We start from the raw sequence: 17,044 nt of genomic DNA, 5'->3' as shown, positions 1-17,044 counted from the left end.
AAAATAAACTAAAGGTCTGCTTATGAAAAAGATCATTGCAGTTACCGGCTGCCCTACCGGTATTGCGCATACTTTTATGGCTGAAGAAGCTTTAAAACATGCAGCTAAAAAAATGTCTGTCGAAATAAAGGTGGAAACGAATGGTGCCAGCGGTGTCGAGAATATTATTACGCCCACTGACCTTATTGATATCGCTGGTGTAATTATTGCAGCCGATAAAGATGTTTCTCCCGATCGTTTTAACGGTTTACCGGTTATTGAGGTCCCGGTAAAAGAAGCTATTCATCACCCAAGCGAACTGATTAGTAAGATTATCAATGGAGAAGCGCCAATTCGTAAAGGGCACCAAACCGTTTCACAGAAAAATGTTGAGAAAGAATCTTTTGGTCGTCAGATTTACAAACACCTTATGAGTGGTGTTTCTAACATGCTGCCATTTGTAGTTGCTGGCGGGATACTAATTGCTGTTTCTTTTTTATGGGGTATTTATTCCGCCGATCCTAAATCACCGGAATACAACGCCATTGCCGCGATGCTGATGAAGATTGGACAGCAAGCATTTTCCATTATGGTTCCCGTCTTCACGGCTTATATCGCTTACTCCATTTCTGGCAGACCTGGCATGGTGGCGGGCTTTGTCGGCGGATTGTTGGCCAACGCAACGGGGGCTGGTTTTCTCGGCGGTATCATAGCGGGGTTTGCCGCTGGCTATCTCATGCTATGGGTAAAAAATCGGCTTGACGGGTTACCTCGCCAATATGAAGGACTGAAATCCATTTTTATCATGCCGCTAATTGGCGTCCTGGCGATTGGTATCCTGATGGCACTACTCGGACAGCCCGTTGCCGCCATCAATAACGGTATGATGAACTGGCTTGCATCATTACAGGAAGCCAATCCTATTCTGCTTGGAATTGTCGTCGGTGCCATGTGCTCGTTCGACTTTGGTGGTCCGGTCAACAAAGCTGCCTACGTTACCGGCACTCTGCTACTCGGTCAGGGGAATTACTTCTTTATGGCGGGTGTTTCCGCTGCCTGTATCACTCCTCCGTTGGTAATCGCACTCGCAACGACCTTCTTCCCGAAAGGTTTTAGCGAAGAAGAGCGTGCCGCCGGTATGGTGAACTATATTCTGGGGTGCACACACATCACTGAAGGAGCAATTCCTTTTGCCGCAAAAGATCCGCTACGCGTGATCCCAATGATGATGATCGCTTCAAGTATTTCAGCCGTTCTCAGCTACAGCTTGCATATTCAGGTTCCCGCACCACACGGCGGATTCCTAATCCTGCCATTAGTCAGTAAGCCTATTGCCTGGGTATTGTGCATTTTGGCAGGCTCCGTATGCGGTGCAATCATGCTCGGCTCGTGGAGACTGTGGCTCAATCGCAAACAGACTGCCAATTCAGACAGCAGCGCCATTCAGACGGGAGGACAGAATGCAACTTTGTAAACAGGATATTTTCATCAGTGATGAGCGAGTCGATAAAACCACTGCACTCCAGCGCGTCTCGGAAAAACTGGTTGAAGCAGGAAATACTACGCCGAAATATTTACAAGGTATGCGGGATCGTGAAGCGCAGATCTCAACGTACCTCGGGAACGGAATTGCCATCCCCCATGGAACACCAGAAACTCGTGACGCCGTCCTGAATACTGGTGTCAAGATTATTGTATTTCGTCAGGGCGTCGCATGGGATGACGAGAACGTGGCACATATGGTCACCGGTATTGCAGCGCGTTCTAATGAACATCTTGAGATCCTGCGCCAATTAACCCGCGTATTAAGTGATGACAGCGTCCCACAGGCGCTGCAACGTGCCGAAACGCCTGCCGAGGTGTTAGCCATTCTGACGGGAACGGATGCACATCTGGCTCAGCCGGAAGCACGGTTGGAAGGTGAGCAGGCCATCTTTGTCATTCACAACCCACACGGGCTGCACGCCAGGCCAAGCGCAGTATTAGTGAAGTTTATCAAACAGTTTGCCAGCCACATCACGATTGAAAATCTTGATAATGGCACCGGGCCGGTCGATGGCAAAAATCTGATGAAAGTGGTTTCATTAGGAGCCCAAAATGGTCATCGTATGCGATTCACTGCTCAAGGTTCAGATGCACGCCAGGCCCTGCGGGAAATCGGACAAAGCATTGGAGAAGGATTAGGTGAGATGGTTTCGGTACCCGTGACGCCGCCGCCTGAAGCAATGAATCAGAAACGAAGCTGGTTGTCGCGCTTGTTTAGTTAATGCCTGTCCGACCTATCCGCGTCTTTGTTCTTAAGACGCGGATTCATATTCATTATCAGTTATTTTTCACCAACCCTTTCGCAACCCTCCCTTTTCTTTCGAAACTTTCATTTATCAGATCAAAATCACAAAAAAACATTACGAAACCCTATACTTTATTTCGAAGAAAGAAATCGAAAGACTTCGGAGGAAGTATGTTTATCATCTCAAGCAAAATGATGCTGCAGAAGGCGCAGCAAGAAGGCTATGCCGTACCGGCTTTTAACATCCACAACCTGGAGACCCTACAGGTTGTCGTGGAAACAGCAGCCGAACTACGCTCTCCGTTGATCGTCGCCGGCACACCTGGCACTTTTAGTTATGCCGGGGTCGGTAACATCGTTGCAATAGCCAGTGAACTGGCAAGAAGCTGGAACCATCCTCTCGCCATCCATCTCGATCACCACGAAAGTGCCACCGATATTGAAGCGAAAGTCGTTACAGGTATTCGCTCTGTCATGATTGATGGTTCACATCTGCCGTTTGCCGACAACATTGCGTTAGTTAAACACGTAACTGACTACTGCCACCGCTATGACGTAAGCGTTGAAGCTGAGCTGGGACGACTGGGTGGACAAGAAGATGACCTGATCGTGGACGGAAAAGATGCGCTTTATACCCACCCAGAACAGGCTCGGGAGTTTGTGGAAAAAACAGGTATCGACTCACTGGCAGTTGCTATTGGCACAGCTCATGGTCTGTATAGTGCTGAACCTAAACTTGATTTTGAACGACTAGTAGAAATTCGTCAGCGCGTTGATATTCCACTTGTTTTACATGGCGCATCCGGCTTGCCAACACATGATATTAAGCGCGCTATCTCTTTAGGAGTTTGCAAAGTGAACGTCGCGACCGAACTCAAAATCGCCTTTTCTGGTGCCCTCAAAACTTATCTGAGTACACATGCCAATGCAAATGACCCACGGCATTACATGATGCCAGCAAAAGCCGCCATGAAAGAAGTGGTGCGTAAAGTCATTGCCGATTGTGGCTGTGAAGGAAAATTGTAACTTATTGATTTATTTGATTTGTACGGATTCTGACAAAGGTCTGTTTTAAAGCTGGATCACGAAAGTCGCTTTTACCCTTTGCCTTCAATCCAAAAATATTATGAAGATAAACAAAAGATATCGGAGATAGAAGTGAAAGAAATAATCTCTCGTCATAAAGCAGGTGAGCATTTAGGTATTTGTTCTGTTTGTTCAGCCCATCCGCTGGTTATTGAATCTGCATTACGTTTTGATCTCAACACGAACACGAAAGTTCTGATCGAAGCGACCTCTAATCAGGTTAATCAGTTTGGCGGTTATACCGGGATGAAACCCGCTGATTTCCGTGACTTTGTCTATAGCATCGCACAAGCGGTTGGTTTTCCTCGTGAAAGACTGATCCTAGGTGGCGATCACCTCGGCCCTAACTGCTGGCAAAATGAACCTGCGGCGGTAGCGATGGAGAAATCCGTAGCCTTAATTAAAGCCTACGTTGCCGCAGGATTCAGCAAAATCCACCTCGATGCTTCAATGTCCTGTGCTGGCGATCCCACGCCGCTGGATCCGATGGTTGTTGCTCAGCGAGCTGCCGTACTTTGCCAGGCCGCAGAAGCTACAGCAACCGAAGAACAGAAACGCCAACTAACTTATGTGATTGGAACAGAAGTTCCCGTACCTGGTGGAGAAGCCAGCACCATTGGCACCGTTCATGTCACACGTGAAGAAGATGCCGCCCGGACACTGGAAACCCACCAGATTGCCTTCCGCGCATTAGGGCTTGAAGAAGCATTAACACGCGTAATCGCCATTGTGGTTCAGCCTGGCGTCGAGTTCGATCACACTCAAATCATCCACTACCAACCACACGCTGCAGAAGCGCTTTCCGCCTGGATAAAAGAGACCCCAATGGTCTACGAAGCGCATTCTACCGATTATCAAACCCGCCAGGCATACCGTGCTCTGGTACGCGATCACTATGCAATATTGAAAGTGGGTCCGGCACTCACCTTTGCCCTGCGCGAAGCTATTTTTGCTCTTGCGCAAATGGAAAATGAACTGGTCTCCCCAGAACAACGGAGCCGGGTTCTGGAAGTAATTGACGAAGTAATGTTGAATGAACCGGACTACTGGAAAAAATACTATCGTCCAACCTGGAGCCAGGCGATGGTCGATATTCACTTCAGCCTCTCCGACCGTATTCGTTACTACTGGCCGCACCCGCGCATTCGTCAAAGTGTAGAGAAATTAATCACCAACCTTAATGACATCACTTTACCACTGGGACTCATTAGCCAGTTTATGCCCGTGCAATTTGAACGCCTGGCTGAAGGGACGTTAACCGCCACACCAAATAATCTGATTATCGACAAAATCCAGGACGTTCTGCGCGCCTATCGCTTTGGTTGCGCACCAGCAATTGCCTGAAATCTGGAGAATATATGAGCCAACTTTTTGTTCGAACAGGAATTAACTTTAGCTCGTGTCAGCATGCGCTGATCCATATTGGGGAGGAGATGCTGGCCAAAGGGGTTGTGTATGAAAGCTATCCGCAGGCCCTGATTGAGCGTGAAGCAACTTTTCCAACCGGAATAGCGTTGGAACGTCATGCCGTCGCGATTCCGCATTGTGAAGCTATTCATGCGAAATCGCCTGCAATCTATCTGATTCGCCCGGATACACCGGTCAACTTTCAACAAGCGGATGATGACGAAGAGATAGCCGTCTCTTTAATTATTGCCCTGATTGTTGAGAACCCAACGGCGCAACTGAAGCTCCTGCGTCGTCTGTTTAGTGAGCTACAAAACCCGAACACCATTGAAGCATTGTTGAATGCGCCCGATGCAGAACTGGCAATGCTATTTCGGGAAACAATCCTTGAGTCTGAGCCTTGCGCACAGGCTTGATAAAAGACTGATAATAAAAGGAATACCCTATGAAACGTAAAGTAATTGTGGCTTGTGGCGGTGCTGTAGCAACTTCAACAATGGCAGCTGAAGAAATTAAAGAACTCTGTGAAGCCAACAATATCCAACTCGACCTGGTCCAGTGCCGGGTAACAGAAATCGAAACCTATATGGATGGCGCGGATCTTATTTGTACCACAGCCCGCGTTGACCGTACGTTTGGCGATATCCCGGTAGTTCACGGCATGCCTTTTGTCTCAGGCGTGGGTATCGAAGCGTTGCAGCAAAAAATACTGACTATCCTCGTGGGGTAACGCCATGTTTAGCGAAATAATGCGTTATATCCTCGACTTAGGTCCAACGGTTATGCTGCCGTTAGTGATCATCATCTTCTCAAAATTGCTGGGAATGAAGCTTGGGGATTGTTTTAAATCAGGTTTGCATATCGGGATCGGGTTTGTCGGTATAGGCCTGGTCATCGGCCTGATGCTTGACTCTATCGGCCCTGCCGCAAAAGCAATGGCAGAACAGTTTCAAATAAACCTACACGTCATTGATGTCGGCTGGCCGGGTTCATCACCAATGACCTGGGCTTCACAAATCGCATTAATTGCGATTCCTGTCGCCATTGGGGTCAATATCCTGATGCTGGTTACCCGCATGACCCGCGTGGTGAACGTCGACATCTGGAATATCTGGCATATGACGTTTACCGGCGCCATGTTGCATTTGGCGACCGGTTCATACTGGCTAGGCATTCTCGGCGTGGTAGTTCATGCCGCCTTCGTCTACAAACTAGGCGACTGGTTTGCCAAAGACACACGCGACTTTTTTGGCCTGGAAGGCATTGCCATTCCTCACGGTTCCTCGGCATACCTGGGCCCGATAGCAGTCCTGGTTGATACGATCATTGAAAAAATCCCCGGACTGAACCGAATTCATTTCAGCGCAGATGATGTACAAAAACGTTTTGGCCCCTTCGGTGAACCTGTAACCGTTGGCTTTGTGATGGGATTAGTGATCGGCATACTGGCTGGATATGACGTTAAAGGTGTGCTGCAACTGGCGGTGAAAACAGCTGCCGTAATGTTGCTCATGCCACGTGTTATTAAACCGATTATGGATGGTCTGACTCCTATTGCTAAACATGCCCGTAAACGCCTACAGGCAAAATTTGGCGGACAGGAGTTCTTAATTGGTCTTGATCCTGCGCTATTGCTCGGTCATACGTCGGTGGTTTCCGCCAGCCTTATCTTTATCCCGCTAACCATTCTGATTGCCGTTCTGGTACCAGGAAACCAGGTTCTGCCATTTGGCGATCTTGCGACCATTGGTTTCTTTGTCGCCATGGCAGTAGCCGTTCATCAGGGGAACCTGTTCCGCACGCTGATCTCTGGGGTCATCATCATGGGAATAACCCTATGGATAGCTACACAAACCATTGGTTTACATACCCAGCTCGCCGCCAATGCAGGTGCATTGAAAGCCGGTGGCATGGTGGCCTCAATGGATCAGGGCGGCTCTCCAATCACCTGGCTGCTGATTCAGCTCTTCACCTGGCAGAACGTTGTGGGTTTCATCATTATCGCTGTTATTTACCTGTTGGGTGTACTACTTACCTGGCGTCGGGCACGTAATTTCGTAGCTGCTGAAAAAGCGGCAGCCATAACGGAAAGCCAGACCGCATCTTAATTTCTGGGGAGCATTTGCTCCCCTTCACATTTCTGGAGACACTTATGAAATCAGTGGTTATTCACGCTGAGGGCGACGTACGCGTTGAAGAACGTCCCTTACCACAACTGCAAACTGATGAAGATGTACTGGTCAAAGTGGTCAGTTCAGGGCTTTGCGGCTCAGACATTCCCCGTATCTTCAATCATGGTGCGCACTATTATCCAATCACATTGGGACATGAGTTCAGTGGTTATGTTGAGTCCTACGGAGCAAGCGTAACCGACTTACAACCCGGCGATGCTGTTGCCTGCGTACCGCTACTCCCCTGCTTCCACTGTCCTCAGTGCGAGCGAGGATTCTTCTCATTATGTAAGCAATATCAGTTTGTCGGCTCGCGCAGCGAAGGCGGAAACGCAGAATATGTGGTCGTAAAACGCGCCAACCTGTTCAGATTACCTTCAGAAATGCCGATTGATGATGGCGCATTCATTGAGCCCATTACCGTTGGCCTGCATGCTTTTCATCTCGCTCAGGGGTGTGAAGGCAAAAACGTGATCATCGTTGGTGCAGGCACCATCGGTTTACTGGCAATGCAATGTGCTCGCGAACTCGGCGCAAAAAGTATCACGGCGATTGATATCAACCCGCAAAAGCTGGCGTTAGCAAAAGAACTGGGGGTAACCTATGTGTTTAACAGTAGGGAGATGAGTGCGACTGAGATCCACGCTGGTCTGGAGAACATTCAATTTGATCAACTCGTCCTGGAGACTGCAGGAACCCCGCAAACTGTGACGCTGTCGATCGAAATTGCCGGACCTCGTGCTCAACTGGCGTTAGTCGGTACGTTGCATCACGATCTGGCGTTGGCTTCAGGTATTTTTGGACAAATACTGCGTAAAGAATTAACTATTCTTGGTAGTTGGATGAATTATTCCAGCCCGTGGCCTGGAGAAGAGTGGGAAACCGCGGCCCGTTTACTCACGGAAAAACGCTTGCAGCTTGAACCGTTAATTGCCCACAGCGGTGATACCGAGAGCTTTGCCAGCGCGGTCAAGTCACTTAATGGCGCGCCGATGCAGGGGAAAATTCTGCTTAAACTCTCCTGACCTCACGAGCCAGCAACCTGCGCTGGCTCACATTTACTTTCGAAATTTAGCGTTCACCTTTCGCAATCCTTCGATTAAACTAGTGATAGTCAAATTATCAGGCAAATCAATATGAACTCATTTGAGAGAAGGAATAAAATTGTCGACCTGATTAATACGCAAGGTAGCGTACTGGTAATGGACCTTTCGAATACCTTTGGTATTTCTGAAGTAACCATTCGCGCTGACCTGCGGTTATTAGAAGAGAAAGGTCTGGTCACCCGTTTTCATGGCGGTGCGGCAAAACCGGGAAGCCATCTGGCTGAAGGCGACAATCAGGAAGTATTATTAGAAGATCGGTATCAGCTTGCCAGCGATCCCAAAAAGCGGATCGCTCAGGCTGCAACGGCAATGGTTGAGGAAGGAATGACCGTGATTCTGGATAGCGGGAGTACTACCTTATTGATTGCTGAAGCGCTAAACAGAAAAAGTAATATCACCGTTATTACCAATAGCCTGCCCGCTGCGTTTACGTTATCGGAGAACAAAGACATTACGCTGGTCGTCTGCGGTGGTACTGTGCGCCACAAAACACATTCGATGCATGGCACTATTGCAGAGCGTTCTCTACAAGGGATTAGCGCTGATCTGATGTTTGTCGGTGCTGACGGAATTGACGCCACTAACGGTATTACGACATTCAACGAAGGCTATTCGATCAGTAGCGTTATGGCGACGGCGGCTCATAAGGTTATTGCCGTTCTGGACGCGACAAAATTTAATCGACGTGGTTTTAATCAGGTGCTGCCAATGGAAAAGATTAACTGCGTAATAACCGACGACAGCATCAGCAAACAGGATAAATCAGCGCTGGCCAAAACTGGCGTTGAACTGCTGGTCGTTTAATTTACCCGCCACATCCCCCCTTTTGTCGCGCCAACGCGTTGCAGTTTGCCTTTTAGCTGCAACGCTTTCAGATAGCGTTCTACGGTTCGGGCTGAGATTTCACACTCTTCAGCGATACTTTTGGCGGATCTGCCCGGCTGATTCGACAAGATTTGTAGAATGCGTTTTTCTATATCCAGTAAATCAGCCGATATTTCTTCCGACATTTCTTCCGACATTTCTTCCGACATTTCTTCCGACATTTCTTCCGACAGAGTTGATGATTTTCCCAATCCCTCGTGCAAAGCAGAGATGATGTTTTCCAGGATAAACTCTATAAATGGTGTGCAGCTACTTTGTCGATCGCACTGCCCTAATACCTGGTAATAGCGGTCCTGTTGGTAGTGGATCAGTGTCTCTACTGGTAACCACGCCAATTCTGATCGCCATTCACGGAGGATTAATGTCTGCCACAGACGCCCCATCCGTCCATTGCCGTCGGCAAAAGGATGAATAAATTCAAACTCATAATGGAAAACGGCACCAGCAATCAGTGGGTGGAGTTCTGTCGTTTTTAACCAGCCCAACAAATCATTCATCAAACGTAAAACTTGTGAGGCCGGAGGAGCCATATGAATAAGCTGTTTTTCCCTGTAAACACCAACATTTCCGCCACGTAACTGGCCTGGATTATCGACCAGACCGAGCATAAGGACCCGATGTGCCTGTAAAAGGTCGGATAATTTTTCACTTTTCCATTCCGACATCTTTTCATAAGCCAGAATCGCATTTCTAACTTCCTGTATGTCTTTAGCAGGCGCCAGAATACGTTTGCCCTCCATCAGAGCGGTGACTTGTTCCGTCGTCAACGAATTATGCTCAATCGCTAAAGAGGCCTGAATCGTGCGAATACGATTCTCTTTACGCAAAAGAGGAGATGCCCTACCAGCCATCGCGGCCCAATGCCCTATCAATTCACCAATTTCAATGACTTGATTTAAGATCAATGGAGTAACGACGAAAGGTGGTTGGTAGGTGCTCACTGTTACTCTCCCTGCTGTTCCAGAGCGTGCTTATACAACGCGTTCTTTTTCACGCCATGGATTTCAGCAGCCAGCGCGGCGGCCTTTTTCAGCGGCAGTTCTGCCTGCAATAAGGCCAACGTACGCAGCGCATCGGCAGGAAGATCGTCTTCCTGCGCTTTATGCCCTTCGACAATCAGCACCATTTCACCTTTACGACGATTCTCATCTTCCTTGACCCACGCCAGCAGTTCACCAACCGGTGCACCGTGAATAGTTTCCCAGGTTTTGGTCAGCTCGCGCGCCAGTACCACGTAACGGGATTCGCCCCACACTGCAACCATGTCTTCCAGGCTATCCAGCAAGCGGTGGGTAGATTCATAAAAAATAAGCGTACGCGGCTCTGCCTCAATGGCTTTCATCGCATCACGACGCCCTTTCGATTTGGCAGGCAGAAATCCTTCATAGCAAAAACGGTCTGAAGGCAGACCTGCAGCGCTCAGGGCAGCAATCGCCGCACAAGGACCAGGCAGGGGAACAACGCGGATCCCCGCTTCGCGACAGGTGCGCACCAGATGGTAGCCCGGATCGTTAATCAGCGGCGTTCCGGCATCGGAAACCAGCGCAATGTTTTGCCCTTCTTTGAGCTTCGCGACCAGCGTTTCGGCCTTTTGCTGCTCGTTATGGTCATGTAGCGCGAACAAACGCGCGTTAATCGCGAAGTGTTGTAACAATAATCCTGTATGACGAGTGTCTTCAGCGGCAATCAAATCAACGGCTTGTAAAACTTCGAGCGCTCGTTGGGTAATATCAGCCAAATTTCCTATAGGAGTAGGTACAATAAAGAGTTGGCCTTGAGAATTATCCGCCGATTCGTGTTGTTTCATTGTGTCGTCCGTATTGCCGATTTAATATTGAGCATTGAGTAAAAAAATATCACTGGATACAGTATGGTACCCTCAACATTTTCTCGTTTGAAAGCCGCACGCGCGCTACCAGTCATTCTGGCAGCACTGATTTTCGCAGGCTGTGGCACCCAGGCGCCAGACCAGAGTGCAGCCCATATGCAGGGCACTGCGCAGGCTGATTCCGGCTTTTATCTGCAACAAATGCAGCAAAGCTCAGATGATAGCAAGACCAACTGGCAATTACTCGCCATTCGTGCACTGCTGAAAGAAGGCAAGAGCCAGCAGGCTATCGAACTGTTTAACCAGCTACCGCAGAAGCTAAGCGATACCCAGCGTCGTGAGCAGTCACTGCTGGCCGTCGAGATTAAGCTTGCGCAGAAAGATGTCGCTGGCGCACAAGCCCTGCTGGATAAGTTAACACCCGCCGATTTCGATCAAAACCAACAGGCACGCTATTGGCAGGCGCAAATCGACGTCAACCAGGGTCGCCCTTCTCTGACGCTGCTGCGCGCCCTGATCGCACAGGAACCGCTGCTGGCCGCGAATGCTAAGCAGAAAAACATGGACGCCACCTGGCAGGCTTTGTCGTCCATGACCCAGGAGCAAGCGCAGGCGCTGGTCATTAATGCCGATGAAAACGTGCTGCAAGGCTGGCTGGATCTCCAGCGCGTCTGGTTCGATAACCGTAACGATCCGGACATGATGAAAGCCGGTATTGCAGACTGGCAGAAACGTTATCCGCAAAACCCAGGGGCAAAACTGTTACCAACACAGTTGGTTAACGTGCAGAGCTTTAAGCCCGCCTCCACCAGCAAAATAGCCCTGCTGTTACCACTGAACGGTCAGGCCGCTGTATTTGGCCGGACTATTCAGCAAGGCTTTGAAGCTGCGAAAAACATGGGCACTCAACCCGTAGCAGCCCCAGCGGTTGCCGCGCCTGCTGCAGATACAGCAGCCATAGCGACCACGGAACAGCCGCAAAGCGCTGACGGTGTTGCCAGCCCTTCTCAGGCGTCAGTAAGCGATCTGACCAACGAGACGCCAGCTCAGCCAGAAACACCTGCTGTGCAGCCCGCAGCACCCGCTCAACCAACAACCGCCAGCGCACCGGCGAACCCATCCGCTGAGCTGAAAATCTACGACACTTCATCACAGCCGCTGAACCAGATCCTGACTCAGGTTCAGCAGGATGGCGCCAGCATCGTGGTTGGCCCACTGCTGAAGAACAATGTTGAAGAGCTGATGAAAAGCAACACGCCATTAAACGTCCTGGCGCTTAACCAGCCGGAGTCGGTGAAAAACCTGCCGAACGTCTGCTACTTCGCCCTGTCGCCAGAAGATGAAGCGCGCGACGCCGCGCACCACATCCGCGATCAAGGCAAACAGACGCCGCTGTTGTTGATCCCACGGAGTTCATTAGGCGATCGCGTTGCTAACGCCTTTGCACAGGAATGGCAAAAACTGGGTGGCGGCGTGGTATTGCAGCAGAAATTCGGCTCCACCGCTGAACTTAAAATGGGCGTCAACGGCGGCTCGGGGATTTCCCTGACGGGCAGTCCGGTGGCCTCATCTGTGCCAGCACAACCCGGCGTGACGATTGGCGGACTGACCATCCCGGCAGCCCCCACCGATGCGCAAATCACCGGCGGCAGCGGTCGTGTTGATGCTGTGTATATTCTGGCGACGCCTGAAGAAATTGCATTTATTAAGCCGATGATCGCCATGCGCAACGGCAGCCAGAGCGGCGCCACGCTGTACGCCAGTTCTCGTAGTGCGCAGGGCACTGCCGGCCCGGATTTCCGTCTGGAGATGGAAGGCTTGCAGTACAGCGAAATTCCAATGCTGGCAGGGGCTAACGCACCTCTCATGCAGCAGGCGCTTGGCGCAGTTCGTAACGACTACTCGCTGGCGCGTATGTATGCCATGGGTGTCGATGCCTGGTCGCTTGCCAACCACTTCTCGCAAATGCGTCAGGTGCAGGGTTTCGAAATCAACGGCAATACCGGGGCCTTAACCGCAACGCAGGATTGTGTGATTAACAGGAAGTTATCATGGCTCAAATACCAGCAAGGACAAGTCGTCCCCGCCAGTTAACGAGTAAACAGACCGGTGACGCGTGGGAATCTACCGCGCGTGACTGGCTGTTGAGCAAGGGACTGCATTTTATCGCCGCCAACGTGCGTGAACGTGGCGGCGAAATCGACCTGATAATGCGTGAAGGCAACACCACCGTATTTGTTGAAGTTCGCTACCGACGCTCAGCACAGTTCGGCGGTGCGGCGGCGAGTGTGACCCGGAGCAAACAACAGAAATTATTACAGACCGCCCGCTTGTGGCTTGCGCACCACAATGGGAGTTTTGATACTGTGGATTGCCGGTTCGATGTGTTAGCCTTCACCGGAAATGATGTTGAGTGGTTTAAGGACGCGTTCAACGACCGCTCATAGTTGAAGATTCAGAGCCTGGTTCTTAAGGATTAGCGTGTTAGATAGAATTAAAGTCTGCTTCACAGAAAGCATTCAAACTCAGATAGCTGCGGCTGAAGCACTTCCGGATGCGATCTCCCGTGCCGCCATGACGCTGGTTCAGTCCCTGCTCAATGGCAACAAAATTCTCTGTTGTGGTAATGGGACGTCCGCTGCCAACGCACAGCATTTTGCTGCCAGCATGATCAATCGTTTTGAAACAGAACGCCCAAGTTTACCTGCGATTGCACTAAATACTGATAATGTGGTCTTAACTGCGATTGCCAACGATCGCCTGCACGACGAAGTTTATGCAAAACAAGTCCGTGCGCTGGGACATGCAGGTGATGTTCTGCTGGCAATTTCTACGCGTGGTAATAGCCGCGATATCGTAAAAGCCGTTGAAGCCGCCGTGACACGCGACATGACAATCGTCGCGCTGACCGGGTATGACGGAGGGGAGCTGGCCGGGTTACTGGGGCCGCAGGATGTTGAAATCCGTATCCCCTCACACCACAGCGCCCGCGTTCAGGAAATGCACATGCTGACGGTCAACTGCCTTTGCGATCTCATCGATAACACGCTTTTCCCTCACCAGGATGATTAAGGAGTACACATGAAGGCATTTTCGCCGCTTGCTGTGATTATCGCTGCACTGCTGCTGCAAGGCTGTGTTGCTGCTGCCGTTGTCGGAACTGCTGCTGTCGGCACCAAAGCCGCGACGGATCCTCGCAGCGTCGGCACCCAGGTAGATGATGGAACCCTGGAATTACGCGTCAATACGGCGTTGTCGAAAGATGCCCAGATCAAGAAAGAAGCGCGAATCAACGTGAGCGCATATCAGGGTAAAGTGCTGCTGGTTGGTCAGTCGCCGAATAGCGAACTGTCTGCACGAGCAAAACAGATTGCGATGGGCGTAGAAGGTACGACTGAGGTCTTTAATGAGATCCGTCAGGGCCAGCCAATCGGTCTGGGCGATGCGTCCAACGATACCTGGATAACCACTAAAGTACGTTCCCAGTTGCTGACCAGCGATCAGGTGAAATCCTCTAACGTGAAAGTAACGACTGAGAACGGGGAAGTGTTCCTGTTAGGTCTGGTGACCGAGCGTGAAGCGAAGGCTGCAGCGGATATCGCCAGCCGGGTAAGCGGCGTGAAACGCGTCACGACGGCCTTTACGTTTATTAAGTAATACAGATGCCGGATAGCGACGCCTGAGCGTCTTATCCGGCCTACAGAACGTTATCGTTTGTAGGTCGGATAAGCATCAGCGCCATCCGGCATTTTATTTAGCCCTTTCGCGTAGCTCGGAAGAGCTCAGGATCGAAACCCCTTCATGCCGAGGCGCCAGCGCTTCTGTCAGCATTGCCCGCGCAACATCGCGCGCTTCAATCGACTTCCAGTTACCCGGCAGCAGCCTGAACAACGGCGCTAAAAACATCTCATTCGTCCGCTGTTTGTCCCTATCACCCAGTAGCATTGAAGGCCGGACAATCGTCAGCCGCGGCCAATTCTGCGCGATCAGCGCCTGCTCCATTTCACCTTTCACCCGATTATAAAAAAACGGTGAATTCGCATTGGCGCCCATCGAACTCACCACCAGCATATGCTGGGCGCCTAACCGGCGTCCCGTCAGGGCCGTATCCACCACCAGCGTATAGTCAGCATGGATAAATGCCTCTTTGCTGCCCGCTTCACGCCGGGTAGTCCCCAAACAACAAAAGACAATATCGACCGGGTCGGTAACCTGGGCCAGAGCATCGGTTAGCTGCGGATCATGGGGATTATAGATACCAACCGTATCTGCCAGCGGTCGACGCGTCGGCGCCGTGATGGCATTGACCCGGGGTTCATTGAGCAGCATACGCAGCAAATTTCCGCCCACCAGCCCCGTGGCACCTGTTATTAACACCTGACTCATCGCTTATCTTCCCCAGGGTCTTTAATCACTGTTCTAACTATAGTTCACGCAGCCAGTGCATCTTTTTACCGAAGCCCAGCGTGTTGTCCGTGAATTTGACTTCATCCAGTCGAATCTCCCATACGGGTGCTGGCAGCATTCTGGCGACGGGGAAACGGCGGTTGTAGGCTTTACGCGCGACCTCACTCTCTTGTCCTTCGAGGCGACGAATTTCTCCCTTAAACTGTACACCACGAATCAGAGCGACGGTTTTAGGCTGACCATTTACCGTACCGGCAATCGGTGCGCACGGTCCGGACATCTGCGCATGACGCGTTTTCTCTTCGGTCAGCACATAGAACGCCATCTTCTGCGCATCAAACAGGTAAAACGCATTGGCGCACCACAATTCACCTTCATGGTGTACGCACCAGGTCACGACGTGCTGTTTTGCCAGCCAGCGAGACACCGCAGTCAGTGTTTCCATTTCTGTTCTCTTTTATACTGTAGGCCTGAAAATTATCACGTCGATGGTGACAATGACACCCTGGTATCTGTACATGATCCGTACCGCTGACAACGCCTTATACACCGGAATAACCACCGATGTGCAGCGCCGCTATAAGCAGCATCAAAGTGGGAAAGGCGCGAAGGCGCTACGCGGAAAGGGGGAACTCACGTTGGCATTTGCGGCGCAGGTCGGCGACCGTTCACTGGCCCTGCGCATAGAGTATCGCGTTAAACAACTCACCAAGCGGCAGAAAGAGCGCCTTGTCGAAGGCGAAGGGTTTGAGGCGCTATTAAGCGACCTGCAAACCCCGGAGCTTAAAAGCGATTGAAGTGGTCGTGGTATTCCACAAGTCCCGTCACGCCATCCAGCGCATCGTCCGCCAGGCGATGAACCTGGAACGCGCTTTCGGTGCCCGGCCAGCGGCAACGCAGGTCATGATGGGCCGCCAGCTCAAAGCCAAAGCGGCTGTACAGGGCCGGATCCCCTAGCGTAACCACCGCGGCGTAGCCAAACTCGTTCAGTGAATCGAGTCCTTCATAGACCAGCTGACGCGCCAGGCCCTGCCCCCGGTAGTTTTCATCCACCGCGAGCGGCGCCATGCCGACCCATTGCAGATCTTCACCCTGAACATCGACTGGGCTGAACGCGACGTAACCCACTACCTGACCTTCATCATCGGTAGCAACCAGACCCAGCGTTAAGAAACCATCTTCACGCAGGTCGTGCACTAATTTCGCTTCCGCATCGCTCTCAAATGAACGGCGCAGCAGCGCATCAATACCAGGGGCATCAATGGGAATTTCAACTCGAATCAGCATGGCTCACCTACCGAGGTCTGTTTGGTTTCTGGCGACGTTTTCATCCCCGCCTCAACAAAATCCGCCAACTGCATCAGCATGACGCGCAACGCTTTAGGCATCTGCTCCAGTTCGATGGCATCCATCAGATTTTTTACGTATAGCCCTAATTCTGTATCACCTTCAATCACCAGGCGACGCTGGAAGAAAAGCGTATCTGGATCCTGCTTGCGGGCCACGATCATCAGCAGATCGCTGGCATCGGCGCTAAAACTTACATCCGCATCTGCATTCTGGCTGACGATAAGTTTATCGTTCTCAACAGAGGTATACCATTTGAGGTCAATGTCACGCACATGAATGCTCAGCCAGCGACCTTCGAGAAACTCCAGCTCCCCATCGGCCAGCGCCTGACTAAACTGCCAGCTCAGGACCTGTTCCAGAACCTGGCGCTTCAGCGCAAAGGGCGTCAGTTTAACTGGTACACTCATCAGAGAAGGACCAAATTGTACTAAGCGTGAACGCAGTTTATCCAACACGAGCTTTACTCCCTGTTTCAATAGTCCTGCTATTTTGCCATATCAAATAAACGACATAGCGGCATAAATCAACAATTCGC

At 50.8% G+C, this 17,044-nt stretch carries 20 protein-coding genes; 14 read left to right on the top strand and 6 right to left on the bottom strand.

The genetic code is table 11. The features are described from left to right. Positions 1-22 precede the first annotated feature (22 nt). From OGY83_RS18825 to OGY83_RS18785, 9 genes are all read left to right on the top strand, one after another. Positions 23-1,453 carry a PTS fructose transporter subunit IIC gene (locus OGY83_RS18825; RefSeq protein WP_286636616.1) on the top strand — a complete coding sequence of 477 codons (1,431 nt, stop codon included), beginning with the start codon at positions 23-25 and terminating at the stop codon, positions 1,451-1,453. Next, entirely contained in the window at positions 1,440-2,246 is an 807-nt protein-coding gene (locus OGY83_RS18820) for an HPr family phosphocarrier protein (protein WP_286636615.1), read from the top strand. The genes OGY83_RS18825 and OGY83_RS18820 overlap by 14 nt, the downstream gene beginning before the upstream one ends. A 194-nt stretch (positions 2,247-2,440) precedes the next feature. Next, on the top strand, positions 2,441-3,295 hold the full coding sequence (locus tag OGY83_RS18815; RefSeq protein ID WP_286636614.1) for a tagatose bisphosphate family class II aldolase: 855 nt from the start codon (positions 2,441-2,443) through the stop codon (positions 3,293-3,295). Between the two features lie 132 nt (positions 3,296-3,427). Further along, positions 3,428-4,699, top strand: coding sequence for a tagatose-bisphosphate aldolase subunit GatZ (gene gatZ, locus OGY83_RS18810; protein WP_286636613.1), 1,272 nt, complete (start codon positions 3,428-3,430; stop codon positions 4,697-4,699). A gap of 14 nt (positions 4,700-4,713) precedes the next feature. Then, positions 4,714-5,178: a PTS galactitol transporter subunit IIA gene (gene gatA / locus OGY83_RS18805; protein ID WP_286636612.1), complete on the top strand. Its 465-nt coding sequence runs from the start codon at positions 4,714-4,716 to the stop codon at positions 5,176-5,178. Positions 5,179-5,207: 29 nt separating this feature from the next. Further along, entirely contained in the window at positions 5,208-5,492 is a 285-nt protein-coding gene (gene gatB / locus OGY83_RS18800) for a PTS galactitol transporter subunit IIB (protein WP_003828616.1), read from the top strand. Positions 5,493-5,496: 4 nt separating this feature from the next. Beyond that, complete coding sequence (locus tag OGY83_RS18795) at positions 5,497-6,870, top strand: galactitol-specific PTS transporter subunit IIC (RefSeq protein WP_286636611.1); 1,374 nt, start codon at positions 5,497-5,499, stop codon at positions 6,868-6,870. 44 nt (positions 6,871-6,914) lie between these two features. Next, on the top strand, positions 6,915-7,958 hold the full coding sequence (gene gatD, locus OGY83_RS18790) for a galactitol-1-phosphate 5-dehydrogenase (protein WP_286636610.1): 1,044 nt from the start codon (positions 6,915-6,917) through the stop codon (positions 7,956-7,958). Positions 7,959-8,069: 111 nt separating this feature from the next. Continuing rightward, the gene (locus OGY83_RS18785) at positions 8,070-8,843 is read left to right on the top strand and encodes a DeoR/GlpR family DNA-binding transcription regulator (RefSeq protein WP_286636609.1); all 774 of its coding nucleotides are present in this window, start codon (positions 8,070-8,072) and stop codon (positions 8,841-8,843) included. On the opposite strand, the gene OGY83_RS18780 is transcribed toward OGY83_RS18785, so the two are convergent. Together OGY83_RS18780 and rsmI are read right to left on the bottom strand one after the other, a co-directional pair. After that, the gene (locus OGY83_RS18780; RefSeq protein ID WP_286636608.1) at positions 8,840-9,865 is read right to left on the bottom strand and encodes a Fic family protein; all 1,026 of its coding nucleotides are present in this window, start codon (positions 9,863-9,865) and stop codon (positions 8,840-8,842) included. The genes OGY83_RS18785 and OGY83_RS18780 overlap by 4 nt on opposite strands. A gap of 2 nt (positions 9,866-9,867) precedes the next feature. Beyond that, the gene (gene rsmI / locus OGY83_RS18775; protein ID WP_003024942.1) at positions 9,868-10,731 is read right to left on the bottom strand and encodes a 16S rRNA (cytidine(1402)-2'-O)-methyltransferase; all 864 of its coding nucleotides are present in this window, start codon (positions 10,729-10,731) and stop codon (positions 9,868-9,870) included. Between the two features lie 63 nt (positions 10,732-10,794). On the opposite strand from rsmI, the gene OGY83_RS18770 reads away from it, so the two are divergent. From OGY83_RS18770 to dolP, 4 genes are read left to right on the top strand one after another with little or no spacing between them, the layout of a single operon-like run. After that, complete coding sequence (locus OGY83_RS18770) at positions 10,795-12,846, top strand: penicillin-binding protein activator (RefSeq protein ID WP_079938279.1); 2,052 nt, start codon at positions 10,795-10,797, stop codon at positions 12,844-12,846. Then, positions 12,804-13,199 carry a YraN family protein gene (locus OGY83_RS18765; RefSeq protein ID WP_286636606.1) on the top strand — a complete coding sequence of 132 codons (396 nt, stop codon included), beginning with the start codon at positions 12,804-12,806 and terminating at the stop codon, positions 13,197-13,199. Before OGY83_RS18770 ends, OGY83_RS18765 begins: the two co-directional genes overlap by 43 nt. Before the next feature lie 34 nt (positions 13,200-13,233). Continuing rightward, positions 13,234-13,824, top strand: coding sequence for a DnaA initiator-associating protein DiaA (gene diaA / locus OGY83_RS18760; RefSeq protein ID WP_003024948.1), 591 nt, complete (start codon positions 13,234-13,236; stop codon positions 13,822-13,824). A 9-nt stretch (positions 13,825-13,833) separates the two neighbouring features. Beyond that, a complete protein-coding gene (gene dolP, locus OGY83_RS18755) occupies positions 13,834-14,409 on the top strand; it encodes a division/outer membrane stress-associated lipid-binding lipoprotein (RefSeq protein WP_003024954.1) in 576 nt (191 codons plus the stop codon). Between the two features lie 93 nt (positions 14,410-14,502). Here dolP and OGY83_RS18750 read toward each other — a convergent pair whose 3' ends face one another. Together OGY83_RS18750 and OGY83_RS18745 are read right to left on the bottom strand one after the other, a co-directional pair. Next, the gene (locus OGY83_RS18750; RefSeq protein ID WP_079938276.1) at positions 14,503-15,138 is read right to left on the bottom strand and encodes an NAD(P)H-binding protein; all 636 of its coding nucleotides are present in this window, start codon (positions 15,136-15,138) and stop codon (positions 14,503-14,505) included. Between the two features lie 37 nt (positions 15,139-15,175). Then, complete coding sequence (locus OGY83_RS18745; protein WP_194211466.1) at positions 15,176-15,604, bottom strand: YhbP family protein; 429 nt, start codon at positions 15,602-15,604, stop codon at positions 15,176-15,178. Positions 15,605-15,656: 52 nt separating this feature from the next. Here OGY83_RS18745 and OGY83_RS18740 point away from each other — a divergent pair, with 52 nt between their 5' ends. Beyond that, complete coding sequence (locus OGY83_RS18740; protein WP_286636605.1) at positions 15,657-15,956, top strand: GIY-YIG nuclease family protein; 300 nt, start codon at positions 15,657-15,659, stop codon at positions 15,954-15,956. Here OGY83_RS18740 and OGY83_RS18735 read toward each other — a convergent pair. Together OGY83_RS18735 and ubiT are read right to left on the bottom strand one after the other, a co-directional pair. After that, the gene (locus OGY83_RS18735) at positions 15,943-16,446 is read right to left on the bottom strand and encodes a GNAT family N-acetyltransferase (RefSeq protein WP_008785907.1); all 504 of its coding nucleotides are present in this window, start codon (positions 16,444-16,446) and stop codon (positions 15,943-15,945) included. The genes OGY83_RS18740 and OGY83_RS18735 overlap by 14 nt on opposite strands. Further along, the gene (gene ubiT, locus OGY83_RS18730; protein WP_003828637.1) at positions 16,440-16,964 is read right to left on the bottom strand and encodes a ubiquinone anaerobic biosynthesis accessory factor UbiT; all 525 of its coding nucleotides are present in this window, start codon (positions 16,962-16,964) and stop codon (positions 16,440-16,442) included. The genes OGY83_RS18735 and ubiT overlap by 7 nt, the downstream gene beginning before the upstream one ends. Positions 16,965-17,044: the final 80 nt, after the last annotated feature.

It is taken from the genome of Citrobacter sp. Cpo090 (assembly GCF_030332665.1).
GTDB classification, from domain to species: Bacteria; Pseudomonadota; Gammaproteobacteria; order Enterobacterales; family Enterobacteriaceae; genus Citrobacter; species Citrobacter portucalensis.
Note: the sequence above shows the minus strand (reverse complement) of the source record. Positions and strands in the feature narration are given on the sequence as shown.

Coding starts and splice junctions, on each gene's coding strand:
- OGY83_RS18825 (WP_286636616.1), top strand. CDS start 23: ATGAAAAAGATCATTGCAGTTACCGGCTGCCCTACCGGTATTGCGCAT.
- OGY83_RS18820 (WP_286636615.1), top strand. CDS start 1,440: ATGCAACTTTGTAAACAGGATATTTTCATCAGTGATGAGCGAGTCGAT.
- OGY83_RS18815 (WP_286636614.1), top strand. CDS start 2,441: ATGTTTATCATCTCAAGCAAAATGATGCTGCAGAAGGCGCAGCAAGAA.
- gatA (WP_286636612.1), top strand. CDS start 4,714: ATGAGCCAACTTTTTGTTCGAACAGGAATTAACTTTAGCTCGTGTCAG.
- gatB (WP_003828616.1), top strand. CDS start 5,208: ATGAAACGTAAAGTAATTGTGGCTTGTGGCGGTGCTGTAGCAACTTCA.
- OGY83_RS18795 (WP_286636611.1), top strand. CDS start 5,497: ATGTTTAGCGAAATAATGCGTTATATCCTCGACTTAGGTCCAACGGTT.
- gatD (WP_286636610.1), top strand. CDS start 6,915: ATGAAATCAGTGGTTATTCACGCTGAGGGCGACGTACGCGTTGAAGAA.
- OGY83_RS18785 (WP_286636609.1), top strand. CDS start 8,070: ATGAACTCATTTGAGAGAAGGAATAAAATTGTCGACCTGATTAATACG.
- rsmI (WP_003024942.1), bottom strand. CDS start 10,731: ATGAAACAACACGAATCGGCGGATAATTCTCAAGGCCAACTCTTTATT.
- OGY83_RS18770 (WP_079938279.1), top strand. CDS start 10,795: ATGGTACCCTCAACATTTTCTCGTTTGAAAGCCGCACGCGCGCTACCA.
- OGY83_RS18765 (WP_286636606.1), top strand. CDS start 12,804: ATGGCTCAAATACCAGCAAGGACAAGTCGTCCCCGCCAGTTAACGAGT.
- dolP (WP_003024954.1), top strand. CDS start 13,834: ATGAAGGCATTTTCGCCGCTTGCTGTGATTATCGCTGCACTGCTGCTG.
- OGY83_RS18750 (WP_079938276.1), bottom strand. CDS start 15,138: ATGAGTCAGGTGTTAATAACAGGTGCCACGGGGCTGGTGGGCGGAAAT.
- OGY83_RS18745 (WP_194211466.1), bottom strand. CDS start 15,604: ATGGAAACACTGACTGCGGTGTCTCGCTGGCTGGCAAAACAGCACGTC.
- OGY83_RS18740 (WP_286636605.1), top strand. CDS start 15,657: ATGACACCCTGGTATCTGTACATGATCCGTACCGCTGACAACGCCTTA.
- OGY83_RS18735 (WP_008785907.1), bottom strand. CDS start 16,446: ATGCTGATTCGAGTTGAAATTCCCATTGATGCCCCTGGTATTGATGCG.